17 protein-coding genes are annotated in these 15,951 nt (G+C 63.7%); 7 read left to right on the forward strand and 10 right to left on the reverse strand.

From position 1 onward, the window contains the following. The first annotated feature begins 155 nt into the window (after positions 1–155). Positions 156–968 (forward strand): SET domain-containing protein, encoded by an 813-nt coding sequence (locus KIP88_RS13970; protein ID WP_214488500.1) that lies wholly within the window; start codon positions 156–158, stop codon positions 966–968. A 4-nt stretch (positions 969–972) separates the two neighbouring features. Here KIP88_RS13970 and KIP88_RS13975 read toward each other — a convergent pair whose 3' ends face one another. Further along, entirely contained in the window at positions 973–1,305 is a 333-nt protein-coding gene (locus tag KIP88_RS13975) for a DUF6522 family protein (RefSeq protein WP_308163550.1), read from the reverse strand. Next, positions 1,302–1,730, reverse strand: a complete 429-nt coding sequence (locus KIP88_RS13980; RefSeq protein ID WP_214488502.1) for an Rrf2 family transcriptional regulator — start codon at positions 1,728–1,730, stop codon at positions 1,302–1,304. The genes KIP88_RS13975 and KIP88_RS13980 overlap by 4 nt, the downstream gene beginning before the upstream one ends. Before the next feature lie 88 nt (positions 1,731–1,818). Between KIP88_RS13980 and KIP88_RS13985 the strand changes: the two genes are divergently transcribed. Together KIP88_RS13985 and KIP88_RS47865 are read left to right on the forward strand one after the other, a co-directional pair. Continuing rightward, complete coding sequence (locus tag KIP88_RS13985) at positions 1,819–2,289, forward strand: group III truncated hemoglobin (RefSeq protein ID WP_214488503.1); 471 nt, start codon at positions 1,819–1,821, stop codon at positions 2,287–2,289. Then, positions 2,289–2,423: a hypothetical protein gene (locus KIP88_RS47865; RefSeq protein ID WP_283848512.1), complete on the forward strand. Its 135-nt coding sequence runs from the start codon at positions 2,289–2,291 to the stop codon at positions 2,421–2,423. The genes KIP88_RS13985 and KIP88_RS47865 overlap by 1 nt, the downstream gene beginning before the upstream one ends. 105 nt (positions 2,424–2,528) lie before the next feature. Here KIP88_RS47865 and KIP88_RS13990 read toward each other — a convergent pair whose 3' ends face one another. Together KIP88_RS13990 and KIP88_RS13995 are read right to left on the reverse strand one after the other, a co-directional pair. After that, positions 2,529–2,927: a hypothetical protein gene (locus KIP88_RS13990; RefSeq protein WP_214488504.1), complete on the reverse strand. Its 399-nt coding sequence runs from the start codon at positions 2,925–2,927 to the stop codon at positions 2,529–2,531. A 43-nt stretch (positions 2,928–2,970) separates the two neighbouring features. Next, positions 2,971–3,192, reverse strand: a complete 222-nt coding sequence (locus KIP88_RS13995) for a hypothetical protein (RefSeq protein WP_214488505.1) — start codon at positions 3,190–3,192, stop codon at positions 2,971–2,973. Between the two features lie 100 nt (positions 3,193–3,292). Here KIP88_RS13995 and KIP88_RS14000 point away from each other — a divergent pair, with 100 nt between their 5' ends. Together KIP88_RS14000 and KIP88_RS14005 are read left to right on the forward strand one after the other, a co-directional pair. Then, positions 3,293–4,117: a helix-turn-helix domain-containing protein gene (locus KIP88_RS14000; protein ID WP_214488506.1), complete on the forward strand. Its 825-nt coding sequence runs from the start codon at positions 3,293–3,295 to the stop codon at positions 4,115–4,117. A gap of 124 nt (positions 4,118–4,241) precedes the next feature. Further along, positions 4,242–5,063 carry a helix-turn-helix domain-containing protein gene (locus KIP88_RS14005; protein WP_214488507.1) on the forward strand — a complete coding sequence of 274 codons (822 nt, stop codon included), beginning with the start codon at positions 4,242–4,244 and terminating at the stop codon, positions 5,061–5,063. Here KIP88_RS14005 and KIP88_RS14010 read toward each other — a convergent pair. Then, the gene (locus KIP88_RS14010; RefSeq protein WP_214488508.1) at positions 5,051–5,848 is read right to left on the reverse strand and encodes a thioesterase family protein; all 798 of its coding nucleotides are present in this window, start codon (positions 5,846–5,848) and stop codon (positions 5,051–5,053) included. The genes KIP88_RS14005 and KIP88_RS14010 overlap by 13 nt on opposite strands. Before the next feature lie 161 nt (positions 5,849–6,009). On the opposite strand from KIP88_RS14010, the gene KIP88_RS14015 reads away from it, so the two are divergent. Both KIP88_RS14015 and KIP88_RS14020 read left to right on the forward strand, forming a co-directional pair. Beyond that, positions 6,010–6,675 carry a DsbA family protein gene (locus KIP88_RS14015; protein WP_214488509.1) on the forward strand — a complete coding sequence of 222 codons (666 nt, stop codon included), beginning with the start codon at positions 6,010–6,012 and terminating at the stop codon, positions 6,673–6,675. A gap of 155 nt (positions 6,676–6,830) precedes the next feature. Further along, the gene (locus tag KIP88_RS14020) at positions 6,831–7,469 is read left to right on the forward strand and encodes an NIPSNAP family protein (protein ID WP_214488511.1); all 639 of its coding nucleotides are present in this window, start codon (positions 6,831–6,833) and stop codon (positions 7,467–7,469) included. A 125-nt stretch (positions 7,470–7,594) separates the two neighbouring features. On the opposite strand, the gene KIP88_RS14025 is transcribed toward KIP88_RS14020, so the two are convergent. From KIP88_RS14025 to KIP88_RS14045, 5 genes are all read right to left on the reverse strand, one after another. Continuing rightward, complete coding sequence (locus KIP88_RS14025; RefSeq protein WP_214488512.1) at positions 7,595–9,388, reverse strand: vanadium-dependent haloperoxidase; 1,794 nt, start codon at positions 9,386–9,388, stop codon at positions 7,595–7,597. Positions 9,389–9,691: 303 nt separating this feature from the next. Then, on the reverse strand, positions 9,692–10,636 hold the full coding sequence (locus KIP88_RS14030; RefSeq protein WP_214488513.1) for a cupin-like domain-containing protein: 945 nt from the start codon (positions 10,634–10,636) through the stop codon (positions 9,692–9,694). Next, a complete protein-coding gene (locus KIP88_RS14035; RefSeq protein ID WP_308163552.1) occupies positions 10,637–11,833 on the reverse strand; it encodes a GNAT family N-acetyltransferase in 1,197 nt (398 codons plus the stop codon). Positions 11,834–12,008: 175 nt separating this feature from the next. After that, positions 12,009–14,729 (reverse strand): EAL domain-containing protein, encoded by a 2,721-nt coding sequence (locus KIP88_RS14040; RefSeq protein WP_214488515.1) that lies wholly within the window; start codon positions 14,727–14,729, stop codon positions 12,009–12,011. A 78-nt stretch (positions 14,730–14,807) separates the two neighbouring features. Further along, positions 14,808–15,941, reverse strand: coding sequence for a FecR family protein (locus KIP88_RS14045; RefSeq protein ID WP_214488516.1), 1,134 nt, complete (start codon positions 15,939–15,941; stop codon positions 14,808–14,810). Positions 15,942–15,951 lie beyond the last annotated feature (10 nt).

The raw sequence follows: 15,951 nt of genomic DNA on the forward strand, positions 1-15,951 counted from the left end.
CTACCAGCGGCTTTCGGGAACTCTGGTATTCAGACGTGTTCTATCTGGGGAAGGTTCAAGGTTGGAGCGCGAAATACCTGACTTTGCCACGGAATCGTCCTAGAAGAGCGGCTTCGTAATTCCTCTTTTCCCGAGCGTGTAGTCATCCAATCGTCATGCCCTCCATTCCCTCGAATAAGCCCTATCGCGTTGGTCGTTCCCCTACCGGACTTGGCCTCTTCGCCACCAAGCCGATCAAGAAGGGCAGCAAGATCATCCGCTATTTCGGGCCGCTGCTGGATTCGAAGAAGAAAAAAGACGACGCGATCGAGAACAAGTACCTGTTCGAACTGAACGACCGCTGGACCATCGACGGCTCGGTGCGCAAGAACATCGCCCGCTATATCAACCACGCCTGCAAGCCGAACGCGGAATCCGACGTCAAACCCCGCAAGCGCAAGGTCTTCATTCGCGCCATCAAGAACATCGAGCCGGGCGAGGAGATCAATTACGATTACGGCACCGACTATTTCAAAGCCTATCTGAAGCCGATCGGCTGCAAATGCGCGGCCTGCGAGAAGAAGCGCAAGAAGCAGCGCGCCGAGGCGCGGGCGGAGAAGGCGCGGCTCAAGGCCAGGGCAGAACGGAAGGCGCTGAAGAAGGCGGAAAAGCTCGCCAAGGAAAAAGCGAAGGAACGGGCGAAGCTGAAGGAAAAAGCCGAGCGGAAGTCGAAGAAGAAGCTCAAGCTGAGCAGCCATTCGCTCAATGGCAAGTCTCTGACTGGCAAGTCCCTGAATGGCAAGTCACGCGCCCGCAAGTCCCTCAATGCCAAGTCACTCAACGGCAAGCATCTGAACGGCAATAGCCGCGTCAGGGTTGCCGGCAAGAAATCGGCTGGCAGGAAGCTGCCGGTTTCCGCGCCGCCTGCGCCGGCCCTTCAGGCTCAGCCCGTCGCTATCTCCCTTGAGGCTCAGGCCGCCGCTATCTGAAGGCTCATCCGCGGGGCTTGCGCACCGAGTTCGGCAACGACGAGTCCCCGAAGTTTACCGCCGAGCGCTGAACGATCGCGCCTGTTTCGTCGATCACGACTCGAAACCGCCGGTGTTCGGAGAAGAAGGTCAGGCGATGCCGGCCGCTATCCGCATCGATCCCGCGCTCGGCGAAACTCGTGATCTTCCCCGCGCGCATTTCCTGCTGGAGCAAGGGTAGGGCGAGGCCAAGCCCCTCGGCGACGATGGCCGCGTCGATCTGGACAGCGCCATTTTCGAATTCGATTGGTTTCATGCGTTGCACCTGAGCTTTGCGATGGTTTCTTGCGGCGCTCACACAAGCGCCGGGCTCCGCCTGGTCGTCGCGGGATAGGCGCATTCCGCCAGCGTCGTGGAGTCGAGCTCCCGCATGAAGGCTTCGCGGGCGGCGGCGAGCTTTGCCTTGAGTCGGCAGCGCGGCTGCAGCACGCAACTGCCGCCATCCTCGCGAAAACATTCGACCAGCGGTGGCCCTTCCAGCGCACGCACCACTTCGCCGATGGTGATCGATTGGGCGGGGCGAGCCAGTGTGAAGCCGCCGCCGACGCCGCGCTGGGTCGAGATGAAACCGCTATCGGCGAGGTCGCGCACCACCTTGGCCAGATGGTTGCGGGAAATGCCGAACTCGGCCGCGATCTCGTTGGTTGCGAAAGAACGACCGGGCTCGCCCGCCAGCCGCATCAGGGCGCGCAAGGCAAAATCCGTAAACGACGTCAGGCGCATGGGAGCTCTTTCAAAATATCTGCTTGCAAAACATCTATAGCCGTCTAAATAGGTATTTGAAATACCTATTTAAGGGCAGGCGCAGGAAATGGAAGCGATCGTGGCAGGGCCGGAGCGGCGTGAGCGGTTGACGGCCGAAATCATGGAGCGGACGGGCATCGACGAGGCGATGATCGAGCGCCTGGTGCACGGCTTCTACGCCAAGGTGCGCGCCGACGCGGTGCTGGGGCCGATCTTCGAGGCCCGCATCAGGGATTGGGAACCGCATCTGGCGCAGATGTGCGCGTTCTGGTCATCGGTCGCGCTGATGACGGGGCGCTACCACGGCACCCCGATGGCCAAGCATCTCCCGCTGCCGGTCGATGCCGGGCATTTCGACCGCTGGCTCGAACTGTTCGAGCAAACCGCACGCGAGATCTGCCCGCCCGAGGCGGAAGCGCATTTCGTGGAACGGGCGCGGCGGATCGCGTCCAGCCTCGAACTCGGCATCGCCGGCACCCACGGCGTCATGCTTGGCAAGGGCGAAAGATTTCGGCGTAACCAGGCAGGAGCAAAGTAATGGCCCATCGTGCACATGTCGTCACTAACAAGGAGCAGGCCGACCCGTATGCCGGGAGCAGCCTGGTGCCGATGCTCGTGGTTGGGCTTGTGTTGACCTTCGCCGGGATAATCGCGGCGCTGGTTTTGAGCTGACGCTCTTTTTCCCCGTCATTGCGAGGAGCGAAGCGACGAAGCAATCCATGCTTCACCAAGCGGAGAGATGGATTGCTTCGCTTCGCTCGCAATGACGGCTGAGACTTAGGCCGCCACCGTCTCACCGCTCTTGCGCAGCCCGATGTACTGCAGCTCGGCAAACACGCCGGTCGCAATCGCCTGCGCCACGATGAAGACCTGACCCAGCAGGTTCGGGCTCACCGCGCCGGAGAACAGCAGCGCGATGCTGCCGAGCGTCCACGCGGCATTGCCCACGATGACGAACAACACCAGCGCCTTCATCACGGATGACCGCGTGGCGAGCCAGCCGACCAGCGCCGTATAGGCGATCAGGAACAGGCCAGTTTCGCGCAACAAGGCTTCCGGCAGATTGAGGAACGGCGCGAGCGCGCCGGCGCCCAGCGTCAAGGCCACCGCCGCAACGCCGCTGAAGATGGCGTCGGCGAGGAGGGCGCGGCTCAGGAATGTGGACGGATGGATCATGACGATTCTCCTTTGCTTGGGGATAGGTTCTTGGGGCCAGGGATCAGCGATGCAGCAGTGACCGGAGCTGACGCACCAGCCGCTTCGGGCTGAGTGTTCTGAAAACCCTGTTCTCGATCGTTTGCACCTGCACGAACACGAAAACGCCGGTGTCGTGCACCACGGGTTCGGGCATGTTCAGGGAACGCGCCAGTAACCAGGTAGCCAGATTGAGCGTCCAGCGGATCATGACGGCCGCAAAGCGGAAGAGGGAAAGCATAAGCATGGGTCATCTCCTGTGCCCTCAAGATGATCCAGCCGGTGACCCGTTTCGATTACCTCGGACGTAATGGAATGCGTGAAATTCGCATGGTAGGTTTTCCGTCATGAACGCACATGCTTCCGCGGCGCGAGCCGAACGAACCCAGCCCGTCCATATCGGTGATCACCTGCGCGAATGGCGCCAGCGCCGCCACTTAAGCCAGCTCGATCTGGCGGGTGATGCCGAAATATCCGCGCGGCACCTCAGCTTTGTGGAAACAGGCCGCGCCGCGCCGTCGCGCGAAATGGTGCTGAAGCTCGCCGAGCGATTGGAGGTTCCCTTGCGCGAACGCAATGTACTCCTGGTCGCGGCGGGGTTTGCCCCGGCCTTTCCTCAGCGCTCGCTCGACGATCCCGCGCTCAAATCGGCGCGGCAGGCGATCGACCTCGTGCTCAGGGCACACGAGCCGAATCCTGCGCTGGCCTACGACCGGCACTGGAATCTGGTGACGGCCAACCGCATGGTGGCGCCGCTGCTCGAGGGTATTCCGGCGCGGCTGCTCGGGCAGCCGCTGAATATCCTGCGGCTGGCCTTTCACCCCGAGGGACTGGCGCCGCGCACGGTCAACCTCGCCGAATGGAGCGCGCATCTTTTGGAGCGGTTGCACCGGCAGTGCGAAGCGACGGCCGATCCCGAACTGCTCAAGCTGTATCAGGAACTGAAAGCCTATCGGATGCCGGCGCGTTCGGGCCCGGTCTCGGCCGACAATGTCGCGATCCCCTTCAAGCTGCGGAGCGCGGGCGGCGAGGTGCTGAGCTTCATCTCCACCACCATGGTGTTCGGCACACCGGTCGACATCACGCTGCAGGAACTAGCGCTGGAAACCTTCTTTCCCGCCGACGACCTGACCGCCGAGCGGATGCGGCAGATGGCGGCGAAGCTGGCGTGATACGTAGGATGGGTGGAGCGAAGCGATACCCATCAATCCCGGTTTACGAAGCTGATGGGTATCGCTCCACCCATCCTACATGGCCGCAGTTTACAGCGAGCCACGCCCTTCGCATAATCGCCGCATGGACTCGCGCCAACATGCGCCGCTACCCGTCAATTCCGTCGGCGACCTCCTGCGCGGCTGGCGCAACCGCCGCGCCATGAGCCAGGCCGATCTGGCGTTCGAGGCCGGCATCTCGATCAAGCATCTAAGCTATGTCGAGACCGGCAAGGCCGCGGGCAGCCGCGACATCCTGCTGCAACTGGCGTCCGCGCTCGGTCTGTCGCTGCGCGACCGCAACGCGCTCCTGGAGGCGGGCGGATTCGCCCGGCAATATGGCGAGCGCGATCTCTCCGCGCCCGAAATCGCCGACGCCAAGCGCGCCATCGATCTGTTGCTGCGACGGCACGAGCCGTTTCCGGCCATCGTCACCGACCGGCGCTGGAACGTGATGCAGGCCAATCGCTCAGCCCTGCGGCTGATGACGATGTTGCTCGGACCTGAGCGGATGGCGCGGCCGCTCAATCACATGCGGATGTTTCTGGCGCCCGACGAGTTGCGTCCCTTCGTCGTGGATTGGCCGGACGTCGCCGCCGCGCTCTTGGCGCGCGCCCGTCACGAGGCAATGGCCGCACCGCTCGATCTGGCCCTGCAATCGACATGGCGCGAACTATTGAAGCTGCCTGATGTCGCAGCTCCCCAGTTCAACGAGACCGACGCGCCGGGGCCGCTATGCGAGGTGCGGCTGAAGAAGGGCGACGTCAGCATCGGCCTGATCGGCGCGGTGCTGACGCTGGGAACGCCGCAGGACGTCACGCTGCAGGAGTTGCGGGTGGAAATGTTCATGCCGGCGGACGCCGCCTCCGAGGCGGTTCTCACCGCGTTCGCGGCTCAGGACGCCTGAGCCTGCGCCTCGCGCCGCTCGAAGGTCATGGCCTGCAGCACTTCGGCGAACGCGCCCTTGCGGTCGCTCAGGCTTGCCATGGTCAGCCCGGCGCCATTGGCTCCGGCACGCGTGCGCGAGCGGATCAAAATCCAGTCGCCCTCCGGCGGGCGGAAGAAATACAGGCTGATCTCGGGATTGATGAAGGTCCATTCGCGCATGTCGACGATCTGGCCGACGCCGCTGGCAAAATCCGCCGCCTGCACCGCTTGCAACAGCGGCGTGTTGGCCTCGCCCTCGACCATCGGCACGTCGAGCCGCATCCACGCCGCCGCGGGACCCGGCTTCTCCAGCGCGCCCTCGATCAACCGCACCGATACGTTCTGGAAATAGCGGCTCCACTTTTGTGCGAAGGCCGGTGGTGGTGAGCCTGTTTCCGGCGCGGCATCGCTGTCGGTGGCTTTCGAAAAGGGATCGGCCGGGGATTCGCCGCCTTGCGCGGTCAGCAGCGCCGTGCAGCGGCCGATCTCGACGTCGCCGTCCGTGAGGCGCACCTGTATGGTCTTGGCCTTGCGGCCGTCGCGCAGCATCTCGGTTTCAACGCCAAAGGCGCGCAACCCGGCCGGCCGCCACAGATCGAAGGTGAGGCGGCGGACCGCAAAACCGGAAGCATCGGCGAGCCGCTCGACCTCGCGCGTCATCAGCGCCGTGGTCGCGCTGCCCTGCAGCATATCGGGCGACCAGGGCCCGCCGGAATGCTCCGTGGCGCGAAACAGGGGGCCTTCCGGCCTGAAAATGGCGGTCATTGCAGGGCTCCGCGGTTCAAATCGATGCGCGGAGTTCTAGAAAGGCCGGCCGCCCGCCACAATAACCGCGGAGGTGAAGTGATACGAGACATGCGGCCATTGCCCTTGTCTCCTTGCCCGATCGGACTACCTTCCGGGCATCATTCTGCGAGGAGACCCCGATGAGCACCTTAAAGCCCCTCAAGATCGACATCGTCTCCGACGTGGTCTGCCCGTGGTGCTACATCGGCAAACGCCGGATCGAGAACGCGCTGGCGCTGGTGCCGGATGTTCCGGTCGAAGTGCGCTGGCGGCCGTTCTTCCTCAATTCCTGGGTGCCGCGCGAGGGCATCAGCCGCGACGAATATCTCACCGCAAAATTCGGTTCGGTCGAAGCCTACAAGGGCATCGCCGGCCGCGTCGTGGCGGCTGCGGGCGAGGAGGGGCTGACCTACCGCCCCGAGCTCGTGAAGCGTCAGCCCAACACCATCGATTGCCACCGCCTGATCCACTGGGCCGATGCGCAAGGCAAATCGGCCGAGATGAAGCAACGCCTGATGGAGTTGTATTTCCGCGACGGCGGCGACCTGACCGACGTCAACGTGCTGGTGCAGGCGGCCGCCGATATTGGCCTCGACGCCGACGACGTGCGCAAGCGCCTTGCGACGGATGAAGACGTGGCGCTGATTTCGGGACAAGCGCAGGAAGCCTCCGAGAAGGGTATCTCGGGCGTGCCGACATTCGTGTTCGCGCAGAAATACGCCGTCTCCGGCGCCCAGCCCGCCGATCAACTCGCCCGCGCCATTCGTCAGGTGTCCGGCGAGATCAACGCACAGGCGGCGGAGTAGCCGCGTTCTTCTCCCTCGCCCCGCTCTTGCGGGGTCGAGACGAGCGGAAGCTCGCTCTTAGAGGGTTGGGGTGAGGGGCTTCTCTCCGCGAGCGCAGTAGCGTTTGATGTGAGTCGCCCCAGCAGAATCAACAATCAAAACCTTGGGGAAACATCATGATCTACGAACTGCGAACCTACACCGTAAAGCCCGGCACGCTCGGCGACATGATCAAGGCCGCGAGCACGGTGTCGCGTGACATCCGCAAGGACGATTACGGCAAGCTCGAAGGCTATTGGTCGACCGAGATCGGCCCGCTCAATCAGGTCCTGCATATGTGGAGCTACAACAGCTTCGACGAGCGCACGCGGATGCGGGCCGAACTGGCGAAGAATCCGCGCTGGACCGGCGAGTATGTTCCACTCATCCGTCCGTTGCTGGTCCGTCAGGACGTCCGCCTGATGAACGCGGTGCGGCCGCCGGTTGCGCCGGCCTCGGCTGGCAATGTCTATGAACTCCGCAACTACCGGGGCAAGCCTGCCGGTGGCCTGAAGCAGTGGCTCGATGCGTTCACCGCGGTGCTGCCCGAGCGCGAGAAATATTCAAAGATCGTCGGCCTCTGGACGACCGAAGCGGGACAGCCGAACGAGGCCTGCCACATCTGGGCCTATCCTAGCCTCAACGCCCGCGCCGAAGCGCGCGGCAACGCGATGAAGGACCCGGCCTGGCAGGAATTCCTCGGCAAGGGCCCGGGCTTTCTCGAGGAAATGCACTCGACCATCATGCTGCCGGCGCCGCATTCGCCGCTGCAGTAAGTCGTCCAAGTAGCCCGGATGGAGCGGTGCAGATAACCCCGCGGCATCTGCACCTGTTCAAGTCACGCCGCCGGCGCGGCACCCGTGCCGCCAGCGCCTCACGGCACGGGCGGCGCCGGCTGCAGTCAGATTGTCACGCGGCTGCCGTCGAAGCGCGTGAAGGAGAACCCTTCGAAGGGTTCGCGGAGGGTCGTGCGCTCGTCCCGCAGCATGCCGATAGCCACTTCCTCGCCGAGCGCCATTGAGGCGGAAGCGTCGGAACGCCAATGGATGCCCGCCCAATTCCGTCCGAAACCAAAATTCACCGCGAGCTTGTTCAACTCTCCACCAACCGTGAGCGGCGGGCCGTTGTAGGGCACGAGCTTCGTCGGGTCAGCCGGATCCGGCTGTACCGGGTTGGCGATGACGCGGCTCTCGTCGAAAAACGCCTTCAATAGGGTAGCGGCGACGGCACCAACGCTTGTGGCACCGCCGGGATAGGTTGAGTGGAAGGGCGCAGCGTCCGGATAGGTTTGGGACAAAAGATAGGTGCCGTATTTGGCTTTACTGCGATCGAGGGCTTCCGATTTCAGGAAGTTATCATGCAACGGATAGTCGCTCACGCCGTTGGCGAAGCGATGGTGCGCCAGACCGCCGTAGGCCTCCGGTCGCACAGCCCGGTGCACGAAATACTTCTGCCAGTAGGACGCGCGGGCGGAGTTATTGATCCCCGTGGCGAGCAGTGCCTGCACATAGGGGAACCCGAAGGTGGCAGCCCCGGGGCCTTGGGTTTTCGATTTCCGATACGGGTTCGATGGGTAGGACGCGGGCTCTGTCGGTGGATAGATCCCGGAGTAGCGTTGGTCCGTCCCACCGCCGGGGGTTGCAAGGAGCAGTGCTGCCGCCCACGCAAATGCAGGAGGCGTGCGGACATACTCCGCGAGATCTCTCCCTGTCGTTATGTATCGCGGTGTCGAGTCGAACTGCAGCCTGCGTTTCGCTGCAACGCCGTTCTGGATCGCCAGCCACTCCTCGTATTCGGTCAGGAATTCGCTGGTGGGCAACGGGGTGCGAATTTGAGCGCTGATCCACTGTGCGGCATAGGGCACGTCCCGGAGCAGGAATTGCGAGATCAGCGGGCCGTCCAAAACGCCTGGAGGCGTGACCGAGCGGCCCTTCAGGTCAGCTGGGTCGAAATAAAGCGCATTGGCTCGGAACAGCGTACCGGGTGTGACCCGCCCACCAGACTTCGGCCCCCGGAAATCGGCAAGCTTGTTGATTTCCTCGGTTGCTGCGAGCACGTCGCGATTGGAGGTGTCGTCGCGCAACTCGGTAAGCGGAACATCACGAAGCAGGGATTGCCAATATACCTCGACCGCCTCGCCGCCGCGCTCCGCACTTGCAAGGGCCGGTGCCGGCGGTATCCCAATCTGAGTAGGGTTTATGCCGCTCAGGCTGACGGCCTGTGAGCCTACGGGATTGACCAGTTTGCGAGTGCCGCCGAGCGGGATTTTCTCGAAATCAGCGGGATCGCCCGACTGGCAAGCCGTATAGAGCGCCTGCCATGCCGCTTGTTCCACTTCGCCGCGTTTGTCGTGCGGCAGGCCCCGTGAATCGGAACCGATCTTGTTGGTGTAGCGCGCCTCATCGCCATTCGTCGGGTGGGGTGCGATGGGAATTTTCTCGTTGTTGCTCGCGCAGACTTCTCGGACTTCGAAGGCGCGGCGCTTGAATGCCGCGTCGAGCGGTCGCGAGTCCGCGCTGACAGGCTGCGCCGCGGCCGGGGCGATTCCCGGCATGCTCGACGGAGACGCAAGCACGGCGGCGCCAACCGCAATGCTGGCTCCGCCGAGCAGCGAGCGGCGAGTGACCGCGGTGCTCGTCGGCAGGGCCGGCGATGCCAAGTCGGATTCATTCGAAATGGTGGGGTGATCAGCCATGGAGATCTCCTCCCTCGCAGGCGAATCTGGGCAGGATTGCGCCGGAGCCGCCCACTCTCTGCGTCCGCTCCTGGACGCGAAATCATTCCATCGGGAGGAAACGAGAGGAGATTGACACAGATCAATACGTGAGTGGTGCAGACCGATCAGGTAGATGGGTCACCGGCGGAGGCCGCTGATGAACCGAGACGATGTGCTTGTCTGGATTTCGATTGCCTGGAGCGAAGCGCAATCCGGGGTTACCGCATCTAGGTGCACCGGCCCCGGGTTACGTTTCGCTCCACCCGGGCTACGCTGCTGCGGCTACGCGTCCTTCAGATAATAATTCGCCCGCTTGCCGAGCGCGATCCGCCGCAGCACGCGGCGCATCGCCATGGAGGCGCGCAGCGGCTTGATGGCCGTCGTTACCGTGCGATAGAATGCGAGCTTCAGCGCATCGCGTGCCGGCTGTTTGCCGGGAGGCTGCTGCGGCAGGCCGATGCCGCGCAGCATCGAATTGAAGAAGTGCAAATCGTTCAGCCGCCGCACTTCGCGCGTCTTCCAGGTGATCGCCATCGAGATCGAGAACGATCCTGCGGTGCGCACCCAGTGCGGCCATTGATACGGCACGTAGCAGCCTTCGCCCGCGAACAGATGGAATTCCGTAGCCCGCGGCGCGAAGCTCTCGTCATATTTCAGGTTGCGATGCTTGGTCATCGAGCGCTCGATCTCGTCGTCAGGGACGATCGTGCGGTCGGTGTTGTCGAAAATCGTGAAGAATTTTTCGCCGTGGATGTGGACGAAAAAATTGTCCTCGCTGTCGAGATGGAACGGCGTGGTCGAGTTCGGCGAGGACACGAACAGGAAACCCTCGACCTGTTCGAAGCCTGCGTCCAGCAGGCTGTTGAAGCCGCGCGCGCGGGCGACCGACAGCAGTGTATCCTCGAGCAGGCGGCGATACTCAGGCGAATTCTCCACGCGCTTGAGCACCATCCAGGCGCCGGCGGTTTCGATGCTCTTCACCACTTCGACCGGATCGAGGTCGATGGAGGGGATAGCGTCCGGATCCTGGCTGATCGCGACCTTGCCGGAATTGTACTCGATCAGGTCTCGCGGCAATTCAGAGGCGAGCTGCGCGATGCGCGGCAGCGTCAGCAGCGGATGGCCGGCGAGCTTGTGATGGATCGCAAACGGCTTGAGCGGGAAGTCGCGGCGAAGCGCGTCATGATCGGCCGTAATGACGGGGGCGATGGCGGTGAGGGTATTCATCTAGGATTTCTCCTGCCGTGCTCGGATGAAATGAACGATGCGGCGGACCGGCTCGCGGATCGCGCGGCGCATGCCGAGCGCGGCGCGGATCAGCGACACGACCGGATCGCCCCGTCGCAGCGGGATCAGGACGTCGCCGATCGCAAGGCGTCCGCGCCAGATCGGGTCGATCATGGGATGGCCGGGGGCGGCGGTGGAATCGACCAGGCGAATGGCCGGATCCGCGCAGAGATGCCGGGTCAGTTCCAGCGTCAGCTGCACGCCCGGCGAAAATTTTGCAAAGCGCTCGTCGACGCCGAGCTTGAAGTAGAAGGCGCGGTCCTGATGGCGCAGCACGATGGCGGCTGCCACCGGCGTTTCGCCGGCCCGCAGGGTCACGATCTCGCATTGGCCTGTCTCGGCCAGCGCTGACGTGGCGCGGCGGACGAAGGCCGCATCGCCGTCGTCCTGGCTGAGCGCGGTGCCGCGCTGGCCCTTCCAGCCGCTGGCCTCCAGCGTCAGGAATGTTTCGACGGCGGCGGTCATTTCGACAGGCGTCCGCGCCACGTCGAAGTTGACAGCACCGTGTTCGGCGAGGCGATTGCGCTGACGGCGCAGTTCTTTCAGTTTCTTCGCGCCCAGCGCCTCGCGCAGCACTTCATCAGCGTCACCGGTTGCGTCAAGGCAGGCGCGGACATGCGATTGCAGCACCACGGGCTCAATGCGGCTGCGATGCAGCACGTCGGTAAAGGCCTTCATCGCTGCGCCATCGAGCGAGGTGGCGCGGAAGATCAGTGCATGCGCGCCGGCTTGCCGGGCTCGGTGCAGAATGCCCGTGACGGCTTCCTCCGCCATGTCGCGGTCGAGCAGCGGCGTGCAAAGCGTGCCGTAGGGATCGGCGCTGACCAAAGCGGGCAGCGGAATTTTGTAGGCGCGCCACATCGAGATCGCGGGCACCAGGCCGATCAAGGTGGGTGTATCGCGCCACGCGTCTAGCGCGTCGGTGTCGCCGCGGCCCCGCGCCGAAGCGTTCACCGCCAATTCCCATTCGGGCAGGTAGTAACCGTTCGGCTCAGCGGCGCGTTCGGACAGCGCGCGCCATTGGGTCGCGGAAATGCCGGCGAGCGGCGTCAGCGCCCCGCCGGCGCCTGGCGCATGTGCGTTCGCATCCTTGTTCGATGCACGACGAACCGTCGATGTGTCGGCAATATCAGCCACTTCCCCGAATCCCCGTTCGCGATTCATGTGGCCGACGACGCCTTGAGGGCACCGCCTGGCCATCGCGTTCACAGGGCAACGCTATCGGACAGAGGTGGAAAATACCGTTGTCGCGAAGCTCGGATTTGAGCGGTCGCGTTAACGGACCGTTCAGCCTGATCAGGCCGCTCACCGGTCACGCCACCTCGGCAGTGGCGGGGGCGGTGAGGAATTTGGCTTCGAACTCGCTTGCCGGCATCGGCCGCCCGAAGAAATAGCCCTGTCCCTCTTCGCAGCCCATCCTGACCAGGAAGTCGGCCGTGGCCCGGTCCTCAACGCCCTCGGCGATAACGGACAGGCCGAGTTGCTTGCTAAGCCCGATGGTCGAACTGACGATCGCCGCGTCATCGGGATTGGTTAACAATCCGAGCACGAAGGAGCGGTCGATCTTCAGTCCATCGAGCGGGAATTTCTTCAGGTAGCTCAAGCTGGCAAAGCCGGTGCCGAAATCGTCGAACACGAGGCGAACGCCAAGCGCCTGAATTTTCAGGAACGTATTCAGCGCGCTCTGCTCGTCGTGCAGCAGGATGTCTTCGGTGACCTCGAGCTCGAGGCTGGTCGGACTCAAACCGGTGCGGGCAAGCGCCTGCGCGACCGAGTTTGCGAGGTCACCCGACTGCAACTGGGAGGGCGAAAGGTTGACGCCGATCCGGAGCTTTTGTCCCGCGCGCTCCCAGGCAGCTGCCTTGGCGCAGGCGGTTTCGAGAACCCACTCCGCTATTCGTTCGGAAATCGGTGAGGTGTTGACGACAGGCATGAATTCTCCCGGCGAAACCAGGCCCCGCTCGGGATGACGCCAACGGATCAGGGCCTCGGCGCCGATCAGGTTGCCGTCGGCCAGATGAATTTGCGGCTGGTAGAACAGTTCGAATTCATTGCGCTCCGCGGCCAGCACCAGTTCGGCTTCCAGCGTCAAACGAGTTTCCAGTTCGCGGCGGATCGAGTCCTCGAACAGCACGTGACCGCCGCGGCTGGTCGCCTTGGCACGGCTCAGCGCCAGATGAGAGTTGCTCAGGAGTTCAGCCGCGGTTCGCCCGTCGGACGGGAAGACGGCGGCGCCGATGCTCACCCTGACGCGGAGGTGACGCGTGCCGGCGAGCAGCGGCTCGTCGAAGCCTGCACCGATCTGCTCGGCAAAACGGCTGACATTTTGGCCGATAGCGTTTGTCGGAACCGCGATGGCGAATTCGTCTCCGCTCAGGCGCGCGATCAGGCCGGCCGCCGGCATCGCCGCCGTCAACCGCTCTGAAATGGCGCGAAGGACGAGATCGCCGATGGCATGACCGAGCATGTCGTTGATCTGCTGGAAGCCGTCGATGCCGATGACCAGCAACGCGACCTTGCGGCCGTCAGGCCCGGCTGTGGCAATCTTTGCTTCAAGTTTGGCATGAAGGGTGTTGCGGTTGATGAGGCCGGTCAGCGTATCGTGTTCAGCCAGGTATCGAATTCTCTCGGCTTCGCGCTTGCGCACCGAGATGTCGCGAAGGATCGCGCCGAACTGAAATCCGTCAGTACCCTGCCAGCCGGAGAAACTGGCTTCGACCGGAAACACCTCGCCATCGCTGCGGCGTGCGTCGAACTCGATCACCGTGCCGGCGGCGAGCTCTGCGGCATCCTTGACGGAAAAAGCTGGCGTATCGGGATCGCGGGCGCAAATCCATTCAAACGGCCGGCCGATCATCTCCTCCGGCTGGTAGCCGAAGATCGCCGTCGCGCCGGGATTCCAGACCGTGATCAGGTAATTCGAATCGGTGCAGATCAGGCCATCGCCGAGCGACATCGCCACGCGCTGAAAGCGGCTCTCGGCGACCCGGCCGAGCAGATCGCGGATATCGATTTCGTCGAGCGCGATCGCGGCGATGTAGACGACGATGGCGATCTGAAACAGCGACGTGTCGAGAATGAGCGGGTATGCGGCCTGCAGGGCAAACGCGCCTGCCTCGAGGGCGACAGCCGTTGCGGCGAGCAGCGCCACGCGTTTGCCGGCGGAAAGGCGGCGCCACGAGAACAGCATGAGCAAGGCGAGCAAGGCGAGGCCGGTCAGCGTGACGACGTGCGACGTCCATTGCAGCGCGCGGTTCTGCAGAAGCGATTCCGCCGCCAACGTCTGCAGCACGGGACCGGACAGGATGACGCCGTTCGGGACGCTGGCGCGGTCACCGAGTTCGAGCGCCGTGCCGCCGACGATGACCTTCTTGCCCTGCAGCTTTTGCAGTGTCGCCGGGTCGCCGCGCAGGACGTCGGCAAAGGACACTTTGGGGATTCCTGCCGTCCGAATGCTGAAGTCGATCAGAAAGGGCGTGCGCTTTTCATCGTATTGGCCGGCGAGCACGGCGGCCATCGCAGGCACGAATTTGCCGTCCAACTTCTCGCCGAACGGGTAACGGCGGACGAGGCCATCGGGTCCAACCTCGACATTGACGAGCGCCGGCCAGGAATGTTCGGCGAACTGCTGCAGCGGGCGATTGACGTGAAGCGTCGTCCTGTCGGTGCGGGGCTGCTGGAAGGAGGGCAGCACGACCGATCCGCCGGCGCCCTGGAGGGCTTCGGCAAAGTTTCGGTCCGACGACGCGTCGGAGGGGGTGGAGAAGTCGACATCGAGCGCGATGTCCTGGACGTCTGCCTTCTGAAGCTGCCGGATCAGCTCGGCGTGGAGCAGGCGCGGCCACGGCCAGACGCCGATCCTGTCGATCGACGATGCGTCGATCGCGATCACCACAATATCGCCAGAGACCTGTCGCGACTGCCAGGCGAACCGCAGGTCGGCCAATGCGTGGCGAAGCGAATTGTGCCAGCCGCCCGCCAGGACGATTGCGAGTGCAATCATCACGAAAATATGCGGCCGATATCGTTTCACATGGTCACCATTCTGGTGTTTCGAGTTTGGTCGTCGTCAGGCTTATGAGCTCATGGCGCAGGTCGTTGAAGCGTGCCGCTAACGGTTCTTGTACCGGCCGTAGGCATTGCCGTTGCCATTGCCGTTTCCATTTCCATTTCCGTTTCCGTTTCCGTTGCCGTTGCCGTTGCCATTTCCGTTGCCGTTACCATTTCCATTATTGCCATTGCCGCCGCCGCTGACGGCCGCGACCGTGCTGCTGACGCCGGAAGCGGCCGCGGCTCCTGTTGCGGAGTTGGCAGCACTCACAGCAACGTTGCTGCTGTTGCCCTGGCCGCTGTTTGCTGAGGCGACATCGTTTCCGGAGCCGGCTGAGCCCCAGATCGTGTCCTTGTTGGCTGCATTCCGCGCACCCCCATGCACCGCCGACTTGTCGCGGGCGAGCCCATGCGTCACGCGGTGGACATTCAACCGGACTTCACCGATCGACGACGAGATGCGGGTGACGCCATGCCTTGCGGGCTGCACGTTTGCATGACGCGACGGCTGGACGGCCTGTCCATTCGTGGTGTGGCGGATCGCGGTAAAGCCGCCGCGCGGCACCGGAACGCGCTCGACCGACGGCGCGCGAGGTTTGCCTTGCTCGATCGGGGCGAGGGCTCCGGAGCCGCCCAGTGAGAGGCCGGTCTTGCCGGTGGCGAACGCCGTCGCATGTTGGCCCGCCATCACCTGGGCGATCTGGCCCGACTTGAAATCTGCGACCTCAACCTGACCGCGGACCACGTCGACGGTGGTCTTCCCTGAGTTGACGGTGACGCGGAATTGCGTGCCCTTCACCACGGCTGCGAGGTAGGGAGTCTCGACCTCGAAGTGCTTGACGTTGCGCTTTTCAACGTCGAGCAGGATCGAACCGGCCTGCTGCAGGATCGTCGTCGAGAGTCCTTCCTTCTTCTGGGCGGGGACGCCGACCACGGAATTCGGCGAAACCAGAATCATTTCGTCGCCGCGCTTCAAGAGGACGCGTCCGGTACGGCCGGTGCGAACGGTATCGCCCGGCTTCAGCACGTCTTCCTGTTTCAGCGATGCCTGCTGCACGCCGCTGCCGGTGAGCCATACCTCGCCCGAGGACTTGTGGACCGTCCAGTCGCTTCCGTCGGCAGCGAATGCTCCGGACGCAGCGGTCACGATGAACGCTGCCGCGATGAGCCTGGAGGCTTGAAGGACCGCACGCATGGAAACTCTC

The sequence above is a fragment of the Bradyrhizobium sp. SRL28 genome (genome assembly GCF_018596315.1).
Classification (GTDB): Bacteria; Pseudomonadota; Alphaproteobacteria; order Rhizobiales; family Xanthobacteraceae; genus Bradyrhizobium.